11 protein-coding genes and 1 rRNA gene (1 of these 12 cut by a window edge) are annotated in these 15,050 nt (G+C 36.7%); 11 read left to right on the top strand and 1 reads right to left on the bottom strand.

The features are described 5' to 3' along the window. The first annotated feature begins 23 nt into the window (after nucleotides 1-23). The 7 genes from SFA27_RS20510 (at nucleotide 24) to metF (ending at nucleotide 8,471) form a co-directional block, all read left to right on the top strand. Nucleotides 24-1,184, top strand: coding sequence for an O-succinylhomoserine sulfhydrylase (locus SFA27_RS20510; protein ID WP_047376631.1), 1,161 nt, complete (start codon nucleotides 24-26; stop codon nucleotides 1,182-1,184). A gap of 29 nt (nucleotides 1,185-1,213) precedes the next feature. Beyond that, nucleotides 1,214-1,597 (top strand): four helix bundle protein, encoded by a 384-nt coding sequence (locus SFA27_RS20505; RefSeq protein WP_047376632.1) that lies wholly within the window; start codon nucleotides 1,214-1,216, stop codon nucleotides 1,595-1,597. Continuing rightward, entirely contained in the window at nucleotides 1,572-2,582 is a 1,011-nt protein-coding gene (locus SFA27_RS20500; protein ID WP_407294572.1) for a homocysteine S-methyltransferase family protein, read from the top strand. The genes SFA27_RS20505 and SFA27_RS20500 overlap by 26 nt, the downstream gene beginning before the upstream one ends. An 82-nt stretch (nucleotides 2,583-2,664) precedes the next feature. Next, nucleotides 2,665-3,756 carry a fatty acid desaturase family protein gene (locus SFA27_RS20495; protein ID WP_407294570.1) on the top strand — a complete coding sequence of 364 codons (1,092 nt, stop codon included), beginning with the start codon at nucleotides 2,665-2,667 and terminating at the stop codon, nucleotides 3,754-3,756. A gap of 1 nt (nucleotide 3,757) precedes the next feature. Then, nucleotides 3,758-6,418, top strand: coding sequence for a methionine synthase (metH, locus tag SFA27_RS20490; protein WP_407294568.1), 2,661 nt, complete (start codon nucleotides 3,758-3,760; stop codon nucleotides 6,416-6,418). A 4-nt stretch (nucleotides 6,419-6,422) separates the two neighbouring features. Then, nucleotides 6,423-7,487, top strand: coding sequence for a hypothetical protein (locus tag SFA27_RS20485; RefSeq protein ID WP_264518708.1), 1,065 nt, complete (start codon nucleotides 6,423-6,425; stop codon nucleotides 7,485-7,487). A 24-nt stretch (nucleotides 7,488-7,511) separates the two neighbouring features. Beyond that, complete coding sequence (metF, locus tag SFA27_RS20480; protein ID WP_407294565.1) at nucleotides 7,512-8,471, top strand: methylenetetrahydrofolate reductase [NAD(P)H]; 960 nt, start codon at nucleotides 7,512-7,514, stop codon at nucleotides 8,469-8,471. 256 nt (nucleotides 8,472-8,727) lie between these two features. On the opposite strand, the gene SFA27_RS20475 is transcribed toward metF, so the two are convergent. Further along, nucleotides 8,728-9,879, bottom strand: a complete 1,152-nt coding sequence (locus SFA27_RS20475; protein WP_407294563.1) for a hypothetical protein — start codon at nucleotides 9,877-9,879, stop codon at nucleotides 8,728-8,730. A 102-nt stretch (nucleotides 9,880-9,981) separates the two neighbouring features. Between SFA27_RS20475 and folE the strand changes: the two genes are divergently transcribed. The 4 genes from folE to SFA27_RS20455 form a co-directional block, all read left to right on the top strand. After that, a complete protein-coding gene (folE, locus tag SFA27_RS20470) occupies nucleotides 9,982-10,650 on the top strand; it encodes a GTP cyclohydrolase I FolE (protein ID WP_047376638.1) in 669 nt (222 codons plus the stop codon). 3 nt (nucleotides 10,651-10,653) lie between these two features. Beyond that, complete coding sequence (locus SFA27_RS20465; RefSeq protein WP_047376639.1) at nucleotides 10,654-11,085, top strand: DinB family protein; 432 nt, start codon at nucleotides 10,654-10,656, stop codon at nucleotides 11,083-11,085. A gap of 125 nt (nucleotides 11,086-11,210) precedes the next feature. Beyond that, nucleotides 11,211-12,677: a cysteine--tRNA ligase gene (gene cysS, locus SFA27_RS20460; RefSeq protein WP_407294561.1), complete on the top strand. Its 1,467-nt coding sequence runs from the start codon at nucleotides 11,211-11,213 to the stop codon at nucleotides 12,675-12,677. Between the two features lie 1,227 nt (nucleotides 12,678-13,904). Beyond that, nucleotides 13,905-15,050: ribosomal RNA gene (locus tag SFA27_RS20455) — 16S ribosomal RNA — on the top strand; it runs 371 nt beyond the window's last position.

Raw genomic sequence — 15,050 nt, 5'->3', positions numbered from 1 at the left:
TACATTATTAAAATTAAAACTATATGGAAAATTTTGAAACATCAGCAATAAGAACTCAGACTGAAAGAACTCAGTTTGACGAGCATTCTACACCATTATATCTTACCTCCAGTTTTATATTTCAGGATGCGGAAGATATGAGAGCAAGCTTTGCAGAAGAAAAACCTAAAAATTTATACAGCCGTTTCTCTAATCCAAATGTAACAGAATTTACAGATAAGATCGCTAAAATGGAAGGTGCAGAAGCAGGATATGCCTTTGCAACGGGAATGGCTGCTATCTATTCTACATTTGCAGCATTGTTAAATGCCGGAGATCATATTGTAAGCTGTCAGTCTGTATTCGGATCTACGCATACTTTATTTACTAAGTATTTCCCGAAATGGAATATTGAAACCTCTTACTTCAAAGCAGGAGACGCAGAGAATATTGAACAATATATTAAGCCCAATACAAAGATCTTATATCTTGAAACGCCTACCAATCCGGCTATTGAAATTCTGGATCTTGAGTTCTTCGGGCAGATCGCCAAAAAACATAATCTTATTTTCATTGTAGATAACTGTTTTGCAACGCCTTATCTTCAGCAGCCTATCAAATACGGTGCAGATATTGTTGTACATTCAGCAACGAAACTGATTGACGGACAGGGAAGAGTTTTAGGAGGAATAGCAGTAGGAAAAGAAGATCTGATCAGAGAAATTTATCTTTTTGCAAGAAATACAGGACCTGCATTGTCTCCTTTTAATGCCTGGGTGTTATCAAAAAGCCTTGAAACGTTGGCTATCCGTGTAGAAAAGCACTGTGAAAATGCATTGAAGGTAGCTGAGTTCTTAGAAAACCATCCTAATGTTGAACTGGTAAAATATCCTTTCCTGAAATCCCATCCAAGTTATGAAGTAGCCAAAAAGCAGATGAAACTTGGAGGAAATATCGTAGCGTTTGAAATAAAAGGAGGAATAGAAGGAGGAAGAAACTTCTTAGATAAGATACAAATGTGTTCACTATCCGCTAACTTAGGTGATACAAGAACGATCGTTACTCACCCGGCATCCACTACCCATTCTAAACTGTCAGACGAAGAAAGAAATGAAGTTGGGATTACAGCAGGATTGGTTCGTTGTTCAGTAGGATTGGAAAATGTAGATGATATCATCGCAGATCTGAAACAGGCTTTAGATTAATTAATCGTTTACAGTTTATAAAGAGCCCAATGGATAGAAACTACACAGAATTAGAAATTTGGAGGGAAGGAAGAAAGTTGGTTAATCTAACTTATATCCTGACTACAAATTTTCCTAAAGAAGAATTATTGGCTTTAACGAGTCAAATAAGAAGAATGGCAACTTCAGTTTCGTTTAATATAACGGAAGGAAGTAGAAGACAGGCTCCGGAAGATACTTTACAGTTTCTACATATTGCCGGGAAATCTCTTTATAAACTGGAAACTCAATTCCATTTTGCTGAAGATCAACACTATATTTCTAAAGGAGATTTTGAAATCATCAATAAAAAAATCCTCTTATGTAAAAAACTGGTCAGCGGATTTATAAACTATAAATTGATAGAAAATGAAAAATTCAGAACAATTATATAAAGCTCTATCCAAAAGAATTTTAATTCTTGACGGTGCGATGGGAACAATGCTTCAGAGATACAAATTTGAAGAAGAGGATTACCGAGGAGAGCGTTTCAAAGAATGGGAACATCCGGTAAAAGGAAATAATGACCTGCTTTCTCTGACACAGCCTCAGGCAATTGAAGAGGTTCACAAGAAATATCTGGAAGCAGGAGCTGATATTATAGAAACCAATACGTTTTCAGGAACCACTATTGCGATGGCAGATTATCATATGGAAGACCTTGTATACGAGCTGAACTATGAATCAGCAAAAATTGCAAGAAAAGCCTGTGATGAATACACTGCGAAAAATCCGGATAAACCGAGATTCGTAGCCGGATCTATCGGACCAACGAACAGAACAGCAAGTTTAAGCCCTGATGTGAATGATCCAGGATACAGAGCCATCACTTTTGAAGAATTGAGAGTAGCTTACAAACAGCAGTGTGAAGCTTTGCTGGACGGAGGTTCAGATATCCTTCTGGTAGAAACCATTTTCGATACTTTGAATGCGAAAGCAGCCTTATTTGCGATTGATGAATTACAGGACGAAAGAGGAATAAAAATTCCAATCATGGTTTCAGGAACCATTACCGACGCCTCAGGAAGAACATTGAGCGGACAGACTGCAGAAGCTTTTCTGATCTCGGTTTCCCATCTGAATTTATTAAGTGTAGGTTTCAACTGTGCATTAGGTGCAGATCAGCTGACTCCTTATCTTGAAACATTGGCTCATAATTCAGAATTCTATGTTTCAGCATACCCGAATGCCGGTTTACCGAATGCTTTCGGGAAATATGACGAAACTCCTGAAGATATGGCAAGACAGATCAAAGAATATGTGGAAAAAGGACTGATCAATATTATCGGAGGATGCTGTGGTACAACTCCTGAACACATTAAAGCGATTGCTGATCTGGTAGAACAATGTGAGCCAAGGAAATTGAAGAAATTAGTGTGATTTGATAGATTTTTTTAATTAAAATCAAGAATGAAGGCTGAATTATAAATGTTAACTTTAAGTAAACCATAAAGTTAAACATATGGAAAAGCCAATTTACTTAAAAGATTCGGAGGATGTCAGACTATTTAATGAGCTAAGAAAGAAAGTGAACCAAAGAGTAGAAAACATTTCTGAGAATAGAGATATCTACATTCAGATTAAAGCGGTTATTCTGCCGCTGGTCTATATTGGTTTATATTTTCTGGCTGTTTTGAATGCCGGAAAACATTGGATTTATATTCTGAGTTTTGTTTTAATGGGAATTTCTTTGGTTTTAATTTATTTAAACTTAATCCACGAAGCTGCCCATAACAATATCTATAAAAGTAAAAGACTGAACGGGCTGGTTCTTCACATTTTTGATTTTATAGGAGCCAATTCCTACATCTGGAAAAAAAGACATATCGCAAGCCATCATGCTTACCCGAATGTGGATGGATGGGATACGGATATTGAACAGAGCGGTTTGCTTTTAATTGTACCGTGGATCAAAGCGAAAGGAGTACAGAAGTATCAGGATAAGTTTTTCTTTTTAGTATATCCGTTGTATTTGTTCAACTGGATGTTTATAAGAGACTTTAGAGACTTCTTTGATAAGGAAAGAGTGATTTTGAAAACCCAGGGAAAAATACCTGTTATTGAAAAAGTGAAAATGATAAGTTATAAGCTGTTCTATTTCTTCTATCAGATTGTGATTCCTGTGATGTTCTTTAAAGTATCAATAGGATTAGCCTTAGGAGCATGGTTTTTACAGGTGATATCAGCAAGTATTTTTGCATTGTTTGTTTTACTGCCTTTGCATCCCCTTCCTGATAATGCCTTTCCAAAATTAAATAAAGAAAAAGGTCTTCCATTCAGCTGGCTTCGTCATCAGTTTGAAGTGACCAATGATTTAAAAGAAAATAACTGGTTAGTAAGAAATGTGTTGGGAAATTTTAATTTTCATGTTGCCCACCATCTGTTTCCCAATTACAGTTATATGTATTACAACGAGATCACAGAGGAGATTGAAGAATTTGCTAAAGAATACAATTTAGCATATAAAAGATTTCCCCTGATTACAGCTTTAAGTAAGCATAGGGATTTATTGAGACAGAATGCCAATAATGCCTACTATATTTTAGAAGAATAAAATGAAATATTTAAGATTATCAGGCCTCGAGCCTCTTATCATAACGCCGGAGAGTAATTTCATCAATGTTGGTGAAAGGACTAACGTTGCCGGTTCCAAAAAATTTTTAAGATTGATCAAAGAGGAGAAATTCTCTGAAGCACTAGATATTGCCCGCCATCAGGTAGAAGGTGGTGCCCAGATTCTGGATGTCAATTTTGATGATGGATTGATTGATGGAAAAGCATCAATGATCAAATTTCTGAATTTAATTGCCTCTGAGCCGGATATCGCAAGAATCCCGATCATGGTAGACTCTTCCAAATGGGAAATTCTTGAAGCAGGTCTTCAGGTAGCTCAGGGAAAATGTGTAGTCAATTCTATCAGTTTAAAAGAAGGTGAGGGAGAATTTATCAAACATGCCAAAGCCATTAAAAGATATGGAGCGGCAGTCATTGTAATGGCATTTGATGAGGTAGGGCAGGCTGACAGTTTTGACCGAAGAATTGAAATTTCAAAACGGTCTTATGATATATTAGTCAACCAGCTTGGCTTTCCGGCAGAAGATATCATTTTCGATTTGAATATCTTTCCGGTGGCAACGGGAATGGATGAGCACAGAAGAAATGCTATCGATTTTATTGAAGCTACACGCTGGGTAAGACAAAATCTTCCTTATGCCTCTGTAAGTGGGGGAGTAAGCAATGTTTCCTTCTCTTTCCGTGGAAATGATACTGTGAGAGAAGCTATGCACTCTGTTTTTCTTTACCATGCCATTCAGGCAGGAATGAACATTGGTATTGTAAACCCGGCGATGCTGGAAGTGTATGATGAAATCAATAAGGAATTACTGGAGCTTGTAGAAGATGTAATTCTGGATAAAAGAGAAGATGCTACAGAAAGACTTCTTGACTATTCAGAAAAACACAAATCGGTCAAAAAAGAAAAGGCCGAAGACTTAGAATGGAGAAATAATCCATTGCAGGAAAGAATTACCTATGCACTGGTAAAAGGTATTGATCGTTTTATTGAAGAAGATGTAGAAGAAGCAAGACAATCAGCCGCACGTCCACTTCATGTTATCGAAATTAACCTGATGACCGGAATGGGTGTAGTGGGAGATTTATTTGGAAGTGGAAAAATGTTCCTGCCTCAGGTAGTTAAGTCTGCAAGGGTAATGAAAAAAGCTGTGGCTTATCTACAACCTTTCATTGAAGCTGAAAAAGACGGAGCAAAACCTGCCAATGGAAAGATCTTAATGGCCACTGTAAAAGGAGACGTTCATGATATTGGTAAAAATATTGTGAGTGTTGTTTTGGGTTGTAACAACTACGAAATTGTTGACCTTGGAGTAATGGTTCCTGCCGAAAAGATTATCCAGACTGCTATTGCAGAAAAAGTAGACGTTATAGGATTAAGCGGACTGATTACACCAAGCCTGGATGAAATGGTGTATATCGCTTCAGAATTAGAGAGACAAAATTTAGATTTTCCTTTATTAATCGGTGGTGCTACAACTTCAAAGGCACATACCGCTGTGAAAATTGATTTAAAATATAAAAATGCAGTCGTTCACGTGAATGATGCATCAAGAGCCGTAAACGTAGTAAGCTCATTATTGGGAGACAGAAATAAAGAATATGTTTCGGATTTAAAGAATGACTACTCCGATTTCAGAGAAAAGTTCCTGAACAGACAGGTAGACAAAGATTATGTTTCCATCAAAGAAGCAAGAGAAAATCATTTTAAAATTGACTGGGAAAATGAAGAAATCTTTACCCCAAATACGATAGGAATAAAAGTTATCGAAAATCAGGATCTGAGAGAACTTCTTCCTTTCATAGACTGGTCTCCATTTTTCAGAAGCTGGGATCTCCATGGGAAGTATCCAAATATCTTAGAAGATGAGGTAGTGGGGGCTCAGGCAAAAGAACTTTTTAAAGATGCACAGGTTATTCTAAAGAGGATTTTAGATGAAAAGCTATTGACAGCAAAAGCAATCTTTGGAATTTTTAAAGCGAATTCCAATGAATCTGATGATATCTTAATTTTTGATGAAAATAATAATGAGCAGGCAAAGTTTTTAACCCTTAGACAGCAGGCTCAGAGATCAAAAGGAAAAGATTATCTGGCTCTAAGTGATTTCATCGCCCCTCGAAGCTCAGGAAAAACAGATTATATGGGAGCATTCTGTGTAACAACAGGATTTGGAACCGATGAATTGTCTAATGAATATGAAAAAGCCAATGATGATTACAATTCCATCATGGTGAAAGCACTGGCAGACCGTTTTGCAGAAGCCTATGCCGAATTTTTACATAAAAAAGTAAGAACTGAATACTGGGGATATGCCAATCAGGAAAGTTTAAGCAACGAAGAACTTATTGCCGAAAAATACAAAGGAATCCGTCCGGCCCCGGGATATCCGGCTTGCCCAGACCATTTGGAAAAGAAAACCATCTGGGATCTTTTGAAAGTAGAAGAAAATACAGGTGTTTTCCTTACAGAAAGCTTAGCCATGTTCCCAACAGCATCTGTTTCCGGATATTATTTCGGAAGCCCGCATGCCAAATATTTCGGATTAGGAAAAATTACAGAAGACCAGCTTGAAGATTATGCCGCAAGAAGAAGTTGTAGCATCCAGGAAGCAAGAAAATGGTTATCACCCAATTTAGCAGATTAAAATTATGAAGAAGAATATTCTTATATGGGTTTGTTTACTTTTTTTTACTCGAAGTTATACCCAAAAATACAACGATAAAGATTTTATAGGATATGTAAATTATAATCAGATTCCTATGGTGGATGTAAGTTTTAATCCATTATTGTTTAATTATGTTTTGGATAGAGAACCGGAATGGTATTCAAAAAATAAAATTAAAAAAATTACTTATTTGTTAGATGGGCAGCTCTCCCAATCTGTTCAATATTCAGAAGACGGAAATGTTGTAGAAAGTAACTATAAAAGCGGTTCAAAATATATAACCTCTAAAAATAAGAATGAAATAATTACAACAGAATATAATAATAACATAGAGAATTTTATTATATCAAAAAAAATAACTCCTGATGGAAAATTGATAAGAATCAAAAATCAATATGTTAGAAGTAAAAACGATTCTACGGTCACCAAATTTTATTATGAAAATAATAGGATTATAAAAAAAGAACAATATTTCAATAATAAAATTCAAAGAAAAAGTGAGTTTAAATATGGTAAAAATGTATTGACAAGTATGATTAATACTGATTATGTGACGCAGATTCAACCAGGGCAAACCCGTGAATCAGAAAATGTTGTGTATTCATATGATGGAAATGAAAATTGTATTTCAATAGAAAGGGCTCATTATTTTGGTGTTTTAAAGAATAAGCATTCTTTCACTTACAACAATCAGCATAAATTGGTTAAAGAAAACTATGTTTTAGATGAAGGGGCAGGTTCTCAAACGAAGGAAGGCGAAATAGAATATACCTACGATGATAAAAACAGAATCAATAAAATTTCTGAGAAAAATAAACAGAAAGAAAGTACATCCGATATTCTTTATGGGGAAAACAGTAAAGTAATATCTGTTACTATCAATTGTAGCTCATGTTATTCTACCTATTTCCCGATAAACTTTTATCCGGGTAAAATGAAAAATGTTTATAGTTTTAAATATGATGAAAAAGGGAATATGATAGAAATGAGTAATATTATAAACGGAGAATTAAGGAATAAAACACAATTCATAATTGAATATTACTAAATCAAAGAAAGTAAGAATTACAGAATGAAGATAACAGAACACATTAAAAACGCAAATGGGAAGACTTTATTCTCCTTAGAAGTTGTTCCGCCACAGAAGGGAATCGGGATTGAAGATCTCTATACCAATATAGATCCGTTGATGGAATTCAAGCCACCTTTCATTGATGTTACCACATCCAGAGAAGAATATATCTATCTGGATAAAGGAAATGGTCTTATGGAACGCCGTATTACAAGAATGCGACCGGGAACCTTAGGAATTTGTGCTGCTATTCAACATAAATATAACGTGGATACCGTTCCCCATCTTCTTTGCGGAGGATTCACGAAAGAAGAAACAGAATATCTGCTGGTAGACTGTATGTACCTTGGAATAGATAATGTAATGGCTTTAAGAGGAGATGCCATGAAAGGGCATCAGTATTTTGAGCCTACTCAGGGAGGACATGCTAGTGCTATGGATCTTGTGGATCAGATTAATAACCTTGGAAGAGGGAGGTATCTTCATAACGAAGAACAGGTATGTGATGAATTGAATAAATTCTGCATTGGTGTTGCCGGATATCCGGAAAAACATATGGAAGCCCCTTCCATGAATTACGACCTGAAATGGTTGAAACAAAAAGTAGATGCCGGAGCAGATTATATTGTTACCCAAATGTTCTTTGACAATAAAAAGTACATAGAATTCGTTCAGAAAGCAAGAGAAATGGGAATTACAGTTCCGATTATTCCCGGAATTAAACCTATTGCCACAAAGAAACATTTGAAAATCCTGCCGCAGGTATTCAAAATAGATCTTCCCGAAGAGCTGATCAATGAAGTAGAAAATGCAAAAAATAATGAAGCTGTAAAACAGATCGGAGTAGAATGGGCTATTGCACAATGCAAAGAGCTTCTGGATTTCGGAGTTCCCGTTCTGCACTTCTACTCAATGGGTAAGAGTGACAACATAAAAAAAGTAGCTGGTGAGCTATTCTAATAAAAGTACCAAAATGAAGGAACCCTGCTGTAAAAAGCAGGGTTTTTATTTTTTAATCTGATAAAGAATTTCTTTTAAAAATAAAATGGATTAAATAAGCCACAGGCTATACATCCGCTTAGAAAGAATCAATAAAGTTGATTCTTTCTTTGCTTCCTCAAAAATATAAAGTCAGTAAATAAAAACTTTGCATCAAATAACCCAAAGCATCCAAGAAAAGATAAACTTCCATCTTCCAGTTGCCATCTTCTTTACCCTAAAGAATTGAGTGTCTCTCAAACTCTTTATTTCTGTCAAACAGATACCGGTACGTAGCCAGCTTTCGCGTTACTGTAGTATCCAGAGTTTCAGCAATCTTGACCATTTTAGGATTAAAATCACCAATCCACTGAAGTTCTGTAATGGTAAAATCCGTATGCTTTCTCAAATGTTGAGTCCCTTCCCAGATCATATATCCGTCAATACCTTTCTTCTGCCACTCAGGAACTACACCAAAAACAAGTCCCACCATTTTCTCATTCTTCTTAAATCGTTTTAAAAACAAGAACTTGAGCTTTTCAAAAAGTCCGAACTTTCCATTCAAATATTTAAACCACTGGTTGAGGTCCGGAATGTTGAGCCACATGGCAATAGGTTTTTCATTTTCATATACAAACCAGGAGATATGCTCATTGATAATAGGTTTCATCGTATTGAACATTTTCAAAACCTTTGCCTCTTCCAGATATTTCCCTTCCCCGTGGCAAGCCCATGCTTTATTATAAACTTCAGTGAAATCTTTTGCAAATTTGGCCAGATTATTCTTTTTCATAGGCTGGGCTGAAATTGCAGGATTTCTTCTGTTTTTTTCATGGGCAATCGTGAAGATCCGTGAAACTTCAGCAAAAACAGGTCTGGTAAAACAAAGCTGCTCAAAATAAATCTGAAACCCATAATTTTCAAAAAGTTCTTTGTAGTAAGGGAAGTTGTAATTCATTCCAAACAAGGGCTCAATAAATCCTTCAATTAAAAGTCCCCAGAATTTGTCCCTTTCCCCAAAATTGATAGGACCATCCATAGCTTCCATACCTTTTTCCTGAAGCCAGTTTTTACAATGATCAAAAATAAAATTAGCAGTTTCCTGATCATTGATACAGTCGAAAAAACCAATTCCTCCTGTAGGTTGCTTTTGCTCATAACAATGGTTAATAAAAACAGCTACTTTACCAACCGTCCTGTCATTCTTTTTAAACAGAAATCTTTTACACTCGCCGTTTTTAAAGAATTTATTCTTTTCAGGCTCAAAAATTTCCTCAATATGCTTATCTAAAGGGCGGATGTAATTTTTGTCATGTTGGTAAAGTTGTGCCGGGAATTCAAGAAATTCCCTTTTATGGAGTCGGTTTTGTACTTCTTCGACAATTATCATAGGCGTTTTTAATCAGAAATGGCTATAAAAGATAATGTTTTTCATCTTATTTGAAATAGAGAAATAGATATTATCCGTATTTTTGCTGCAAATTAAATAAAAATGGTTGATTTTACTGATAACGACGATGATATTTTCACTGGAAAAGAACATACGCCTATAAGGAAAGATGCTTTTGATAAATCGCCACAGGAAAAAATAGAAAAAATTACTGAGCTTTTTGGCGAAATCATGGAAACGTTAGGAATGGACATGACAGATGATTCTCTGAAAGACTCTCCAAGACGTGTTGCTAAAATGTATGTGAACGAGATTTTCGGGGGACTCCTTCCTGAAAATAAACCAGGGATTTCCACTTTCTCCAATAAATACAAATACCGTCAGATGCTTGTGGAGAAGGATATCACGGTATATTCTTTCTGTGAACACCACTTCTTACCCATCATAGGAAGAGCCCATGTAGCTTATATTTCCAATGGAGAAGTAATAGGTCTTTCAAAAATTAATAGAATTGTTGATTACTATGCGAAAAGACCACAGGTTCAGGAAAGACTTACGATGCAGATTGTAGATGCTTTGAAAGAAGCTTTAGGAACAAAAGACGTTGCTTGTATCATTGATGCAAAACACCTTTGTGTCAACTGCAGAGGAATAAAAGATACAGCAAGTTCAACCATAACTGCAGAACTAAGCGGTATTTTCAGAACGAATCCTATTACAAGACAGGAATTCTTGCATTATGTAGGAAGCCATGCAAAACTGGACTATTAAACAATGAACTACCAAATCCTTAAAAATATTATTGATGCCGAACTTCAGAGATTTCAAAACATCCCTGAAGAAGAATGGACATATAGAAGCGCTCCTGAAAAATGGTCCAAAAAAGAAATTATAGGACATCTTTGTGATAGTGCTTTTACAAATATTCGTAGATTTGTTGTCACTCAATATAAAGAGAACGAAAATATCGTATATGATCAGAATATCTGGGTAAAAGCTCAGAACTATCAGAATGTTCCTACTTCGGATCTTATTGATCTGTGGAAGTTTTTGAACTATCAGATTGTTCATGTAGTAGAAAATATTCCCGATGAAGCATTACAGAGAACTTGTGATACAACCAAAACAGAACCTCAGGTTTTTACATTGGAGTTTATTATTAATGATTATGTAGACCATTTACAGCATCATTTAAAAGCGATTTAATTATGATAAAATTTAAAAAAGTTTCAGATAAAATTTTTATCACAACAATTATTTGTTGTGACAGAATTATTTTTTAACTAATTTTTGAATCTTTAAAATCATTGAATCTTTTAACTTAAAAATAAATGCAATTAAAAATATATAACTCCCTTACAGCGGAAAAAGAAATATTCAAACCTATTTTAGATGGAAATGTCGGGATGTATGTCTGCGGGCCTACAGTGTACAGCAATGTGCATTTAGGGAACGTAAGAACCTTCCTTTCCTTCGATTTTATCTATCGTACCTTAATCCATTTGGGATACAAAGTAAGATATGTAAGAAATATTACTGATGCAGGCCACCTTACCGATGATGGAAACGTAGATAATGACAGATTCGTAAAGCAAACCAGGCTTGAAAAACTGGAGCCTATGGAAATTGTACAGAAATATACAGTAGATTTCCACAAAGTATTGGATATGTTCAATCTTTTGCCACCTAATATTGAGCCTACAGCTACAGGGCATATTGTAGAACAGATCGAGTTGACTCAAAAGCTCATTGAAAGAGGCTTTGCTTACGAAAGCAACGGTTCAGTGTATTTTGATGTATTAGAATACAACAAAAGAGGATTGAACTATGGTGAACTTTCAAAACGTAATATAGAAGAACTTTTTGCCAACACAAGAGACCTTGACGGGCAGGGAGAAAAGAAAAACCCACAGGATTTTGCATTGTGGAAAAAAGCCTCGCCGGCTCACATCATGAGATGGAATTCTCCTTGGGGAGAAGGATTCCCTGGATGGCACCTTGAATGTACTGCAATGAGTACAAAATATTTAGGTGAAACATTTGATATCCATGGAGGAGGGATGGACCTTAAATTCCCTCACCACGAATGTGAAATCGCACAAGGCAAAGCTTGCAACGATGCCGCACCGGTAAACTACTGGATGCATGCCAATATGCTGACGATGAATTCTCAGCGTATGAGTAAATCTACAGGAAACTATATCCTTCCAATGCAATTGGTTACTGGAGATAATGACTTCTTTGAAAAACCTTTCCACCCATCAATTGTACGTTTCTGCTTCCTGCAGGCACATTACAGAAGTGTTCTGGATATTTCAAACGACGCCATGATAGCCAGTGAAAAAGGATTTATCAGACTGATGGAAGCAGTGAAAGTATTAAATACAATTACTCCTGATGATACAAAGCAATCTGGTTTCAGTCTGAAAGAATGGAAAGATAAAGCCTATGAAGCATTAACAGATGATTTCAATTCACCAATTCTGATTGCCCATCTGTTTGAAGTAGTGAAATACATCTTTGCTTTAAATGATGGTAAAGAAACAATCTCAACAGAAGATCTTGAAGATTTAAAAACTACACTCAATGCCTTTATCTTTGATGTTTTAGGATTACAAACTGTAGAAGAAAACAACAATGAAAAGCTGGATCAGACCCTAAAAGTTTTGATCGAATTGAGAAATCAGGCAAGAAAATCCAAAAATTTTGACCTTTCAGATCAGATCAGAGACAAACTGCTTGCAGAAGGTATCGAATTAAAAGACGGAAGAGACGGAACATCATACGTTCTGAACTAAAAATATAACTTCGTTTTATCCCATTCCGTAGGAGTTCCAAACATAGGATTCTTACGGAATGTTTTTTTATTCCCTCCGGAAAATACATCAGGACTTCATATTTTTCTTTTTATTCTCCCTTCCCCAAAACTTTTACCCTCAAACTCTCTTACCCTTCCACCTTCCAACCCTCCTATTTTACTAGGAGCTTCATCCTGCTATCCATTTCTACTCCTCGCGCCAGAGCTTTTCCACGCTCAAACCCCTCACACTCCAACCTTTACTGCGGGGTAACCATTTCTATCAGGGCTAGGGAAGAAACAAATGATGAATTATGAATTATGAGTTGTGTGATACGTGGTTTCTGGTTGCGAGTTATAAGGTTCAGATGACAAATACTGACCTCATTATATTTAATAGACGAACTTTATCCCGCTATCATTAAAGCTTTCCCTCCATCTATAATATGCATCATCATCTGTGCAAATCTGCGTTATCTGCGGTTTACCATACTCACAACAAAGAATAACCTTATCTATTCAACTCTATATTCCATATAAATGGGCTTTATCCCAACCTTAAATAATCTGCTTTAAGAAAACTTTACTATTATATATATGTATACCTTCCATTACTCATTACTCATTACTCATTACTTGAACCCACTCTCCAACGCCCCAACTCTCCAACCCTCCCACCTACTCACCCAACCCTCCAAACAAATGTTTAAAATTTTTCTCACTGCATTCCAGGTGATTAGGATTAAATATGAATAAAATGTAAAATTTAAGTTAAATAAAGTTGTTTTGCGTTGCAATAAGTTGTTATCTTTGCCCCACTGAAAAACGAGAGTATAACAGTAGCGCAGAAGAGCCTTTAGATAGGCAGGAACATTATAAAACTTCAAAAAGATTCGAACGAAAAAAACTTAAAAACTTTTGACAAAAAAAGTTGTGAGATTAAAAAGAGTTTGTATCTTTGCAGTCCCAAATAAAGGGAGCGCAGGAGTTGATGGATTAAGGTTAATGAAGAGATTAAGGTTACTTAAAAAACTTTAAAATTTTCTTCGGAAACATTTGGTTAATTAAAAATAAAGTTTTACTTTTGCACTCGCAAATACGGAGCGACACTGACAGAAAGATTGCTTCGTTAAAAAGCGGAAGATATAAAGATCATTGACATACAATATAACAACCAAGTAAGGAAAAACTAAAGCGTTAAGAAACTTTGAGTGAGTCAGACAAACATACAATGGAGAGTTTGATCCTGGCTCAGGATGAACGCTAGCGGGAGGCCTAACACATGCAAGCCGAGCGGTATTGTTTCTTCGGAAATGAGAGAGCGGCGTACGGGTGCGGAACACGTGTGCAACCTGCCTTTATCTGGGGGATAGCCTTTCGAAAGGGAGATTAATACCCCATAATATATTAAGTGGCATCACTTGATATTGAAAACTCCGGTGGATAGAGATGGGCACGCGCAAGATTAGATAGTTGGTGAGGTAACGGCTCACCAAGTCTACGATCTTTAGGGGGCCTGAGAGGGTGATCCCCCACACTGGTACTGAGACACGGACCAGACTCCTACGGGAGGCAGCAGTGAGGAATATTGGACAATGGGTGAGAGCCTGATCCAGCCATCCCGCGTGAAGGACGACGGCCCTATGGGTTGTAAACTTCTTTTGTATAGGGATAAACCTACTCTCGTGAGAGTAGCTGAAGGTACTATACGAATAAGCACCGGCTAACTCCGTGCCAGCAGCCGCGGTAATACGGAGGGTGCAAGCGTTATCCGGATTTATTGGGTTTAAAGGGTCCGTAGGCGGATCTGTAAGTCAGTGGTGAAATCTCACAGCTTAACTGTGAAACTGCCATTGATACTGCAGGTCTTGAGTGTTGTTGAAGTAGCTGGAATAAGTAGTGTAGCGGTGAAATGCATAGATATTACTTAGAACACCAATTGCGAAGGCAGGTTACTAAGCAACAACTGACGCTGATGGACGAAAGCGTGGGGAGCGAACAGGATTAGATACCCTGGTAGTCCACGCCGTAAACGATGCTAACTCGTTTTTGGATTTTCGGATTCAGAGACTAAGCGAAAGTGATAAGTTAGCCACCTGGGGAGTACGTTCGCAAGAATGAAACTCAAAGGAATTGACGGGGGCCCGCACAAGCGGTGGATTATGTGGTTTAATTCGATGATACGCGAGGAACCTTACCAAGGCTTAAATGGGAAATGACAGGTTTAGAAATAGACTTTTCTTCGGACATTTTTCAAGGTGCTGCATGGTTGTCGTCAGCTCGTGCCGTGAGGTGTTAGGTTAAGTCCTGCAACGAGCGCAACCCCTGTCACTAGTTGCCATCATTAAGTTGGGGACTCTAGTGAGACTGCCTA

Source organism: Chryseobacterium sp. HR92 (assembly GCF_045689405.1).
In the GTDB taxonomy this organism is placed as follows: domain Bacteria; phylum Bacteroidota; class Bacteroidia; order Flavobacteriales; family Weeksellaceae; genus Chryseobacterium; species Chryseobacterium viscerum_A.
This window is presented reverse-complemented; position numbering and strand designations above follow the sequence as displayed.

Coding starts and splice junctions, on each gene's coding strand:
- SFA27_RS20510 (WP_047376631.1), top strand. CDS start 24: ATGGAAAATTTTGAAACATCAGCAATAAGAACTCAGACTGAAAGAACT.
- SFA27_RS20505 (WP_047376632.1), top strand. CDS start 1,214: ATGGATAGAAACTACACAGAATTAGAAATTTGGAGGGAAGGAAGAAAG.
- SFA27_RS20500 (WP_407294572.1), top strand. CDS start 1,572: ATGAAAAATTCAGAACAATTATATAAAGCTCTATCCAAAAGAATTTTA.
- SFA27_RS20495 (WP_407294570.1), top strand. CDS start 2,665: ATGGAAAAGCCAATTTACTTAAAAGATTCGGAGGATGTCAGACTATTT.
- metH (WP_407294568.1), top strand. CDS start 3,758: ATGAAATATTTAAGATTATCAGGCCTCGAGCCTCTTATCATAACGCCG.
- SFA27_RS20485 (WP_264518708.1), top strand. CDS start 6,423: ATGAAGAAGAATATTCTTATATGGGTTTGTTTACTTTTTTTTACTCGA.
- metF (WP_407294565.1), top strand. CDS start 7,512: ATGAAGATAACAGAACACATTAAAAACGCAAATGGGAAGACTTTATTC.
- SFA27_RS20475 (WP_407294563.1), bottom strand. CDS start 9,879: ATGATAATTGTCGAAGAAGTACAAAACCGACTCCATAAAAGGGAATTT.
- folE (WP_047376638.1), top strand. CDS start 9,982: ATGGTTGATTTTACTGATAACGACGATGATATTTTCACTGGAAAAGAA.
- SFA27_RS20465 (WP_047376639.1), top strand. CDS start 10,654: ATGAACTACCAAATCCTTAAAAATATTATTGATGCCGAACTTCAGAGA.
- cysS (WP_407294561.1), top strand. CDS start 11,211: ATGCAATTAAAAATATATAACTCCCTTACAGCGGAAAAAGAAATATTC.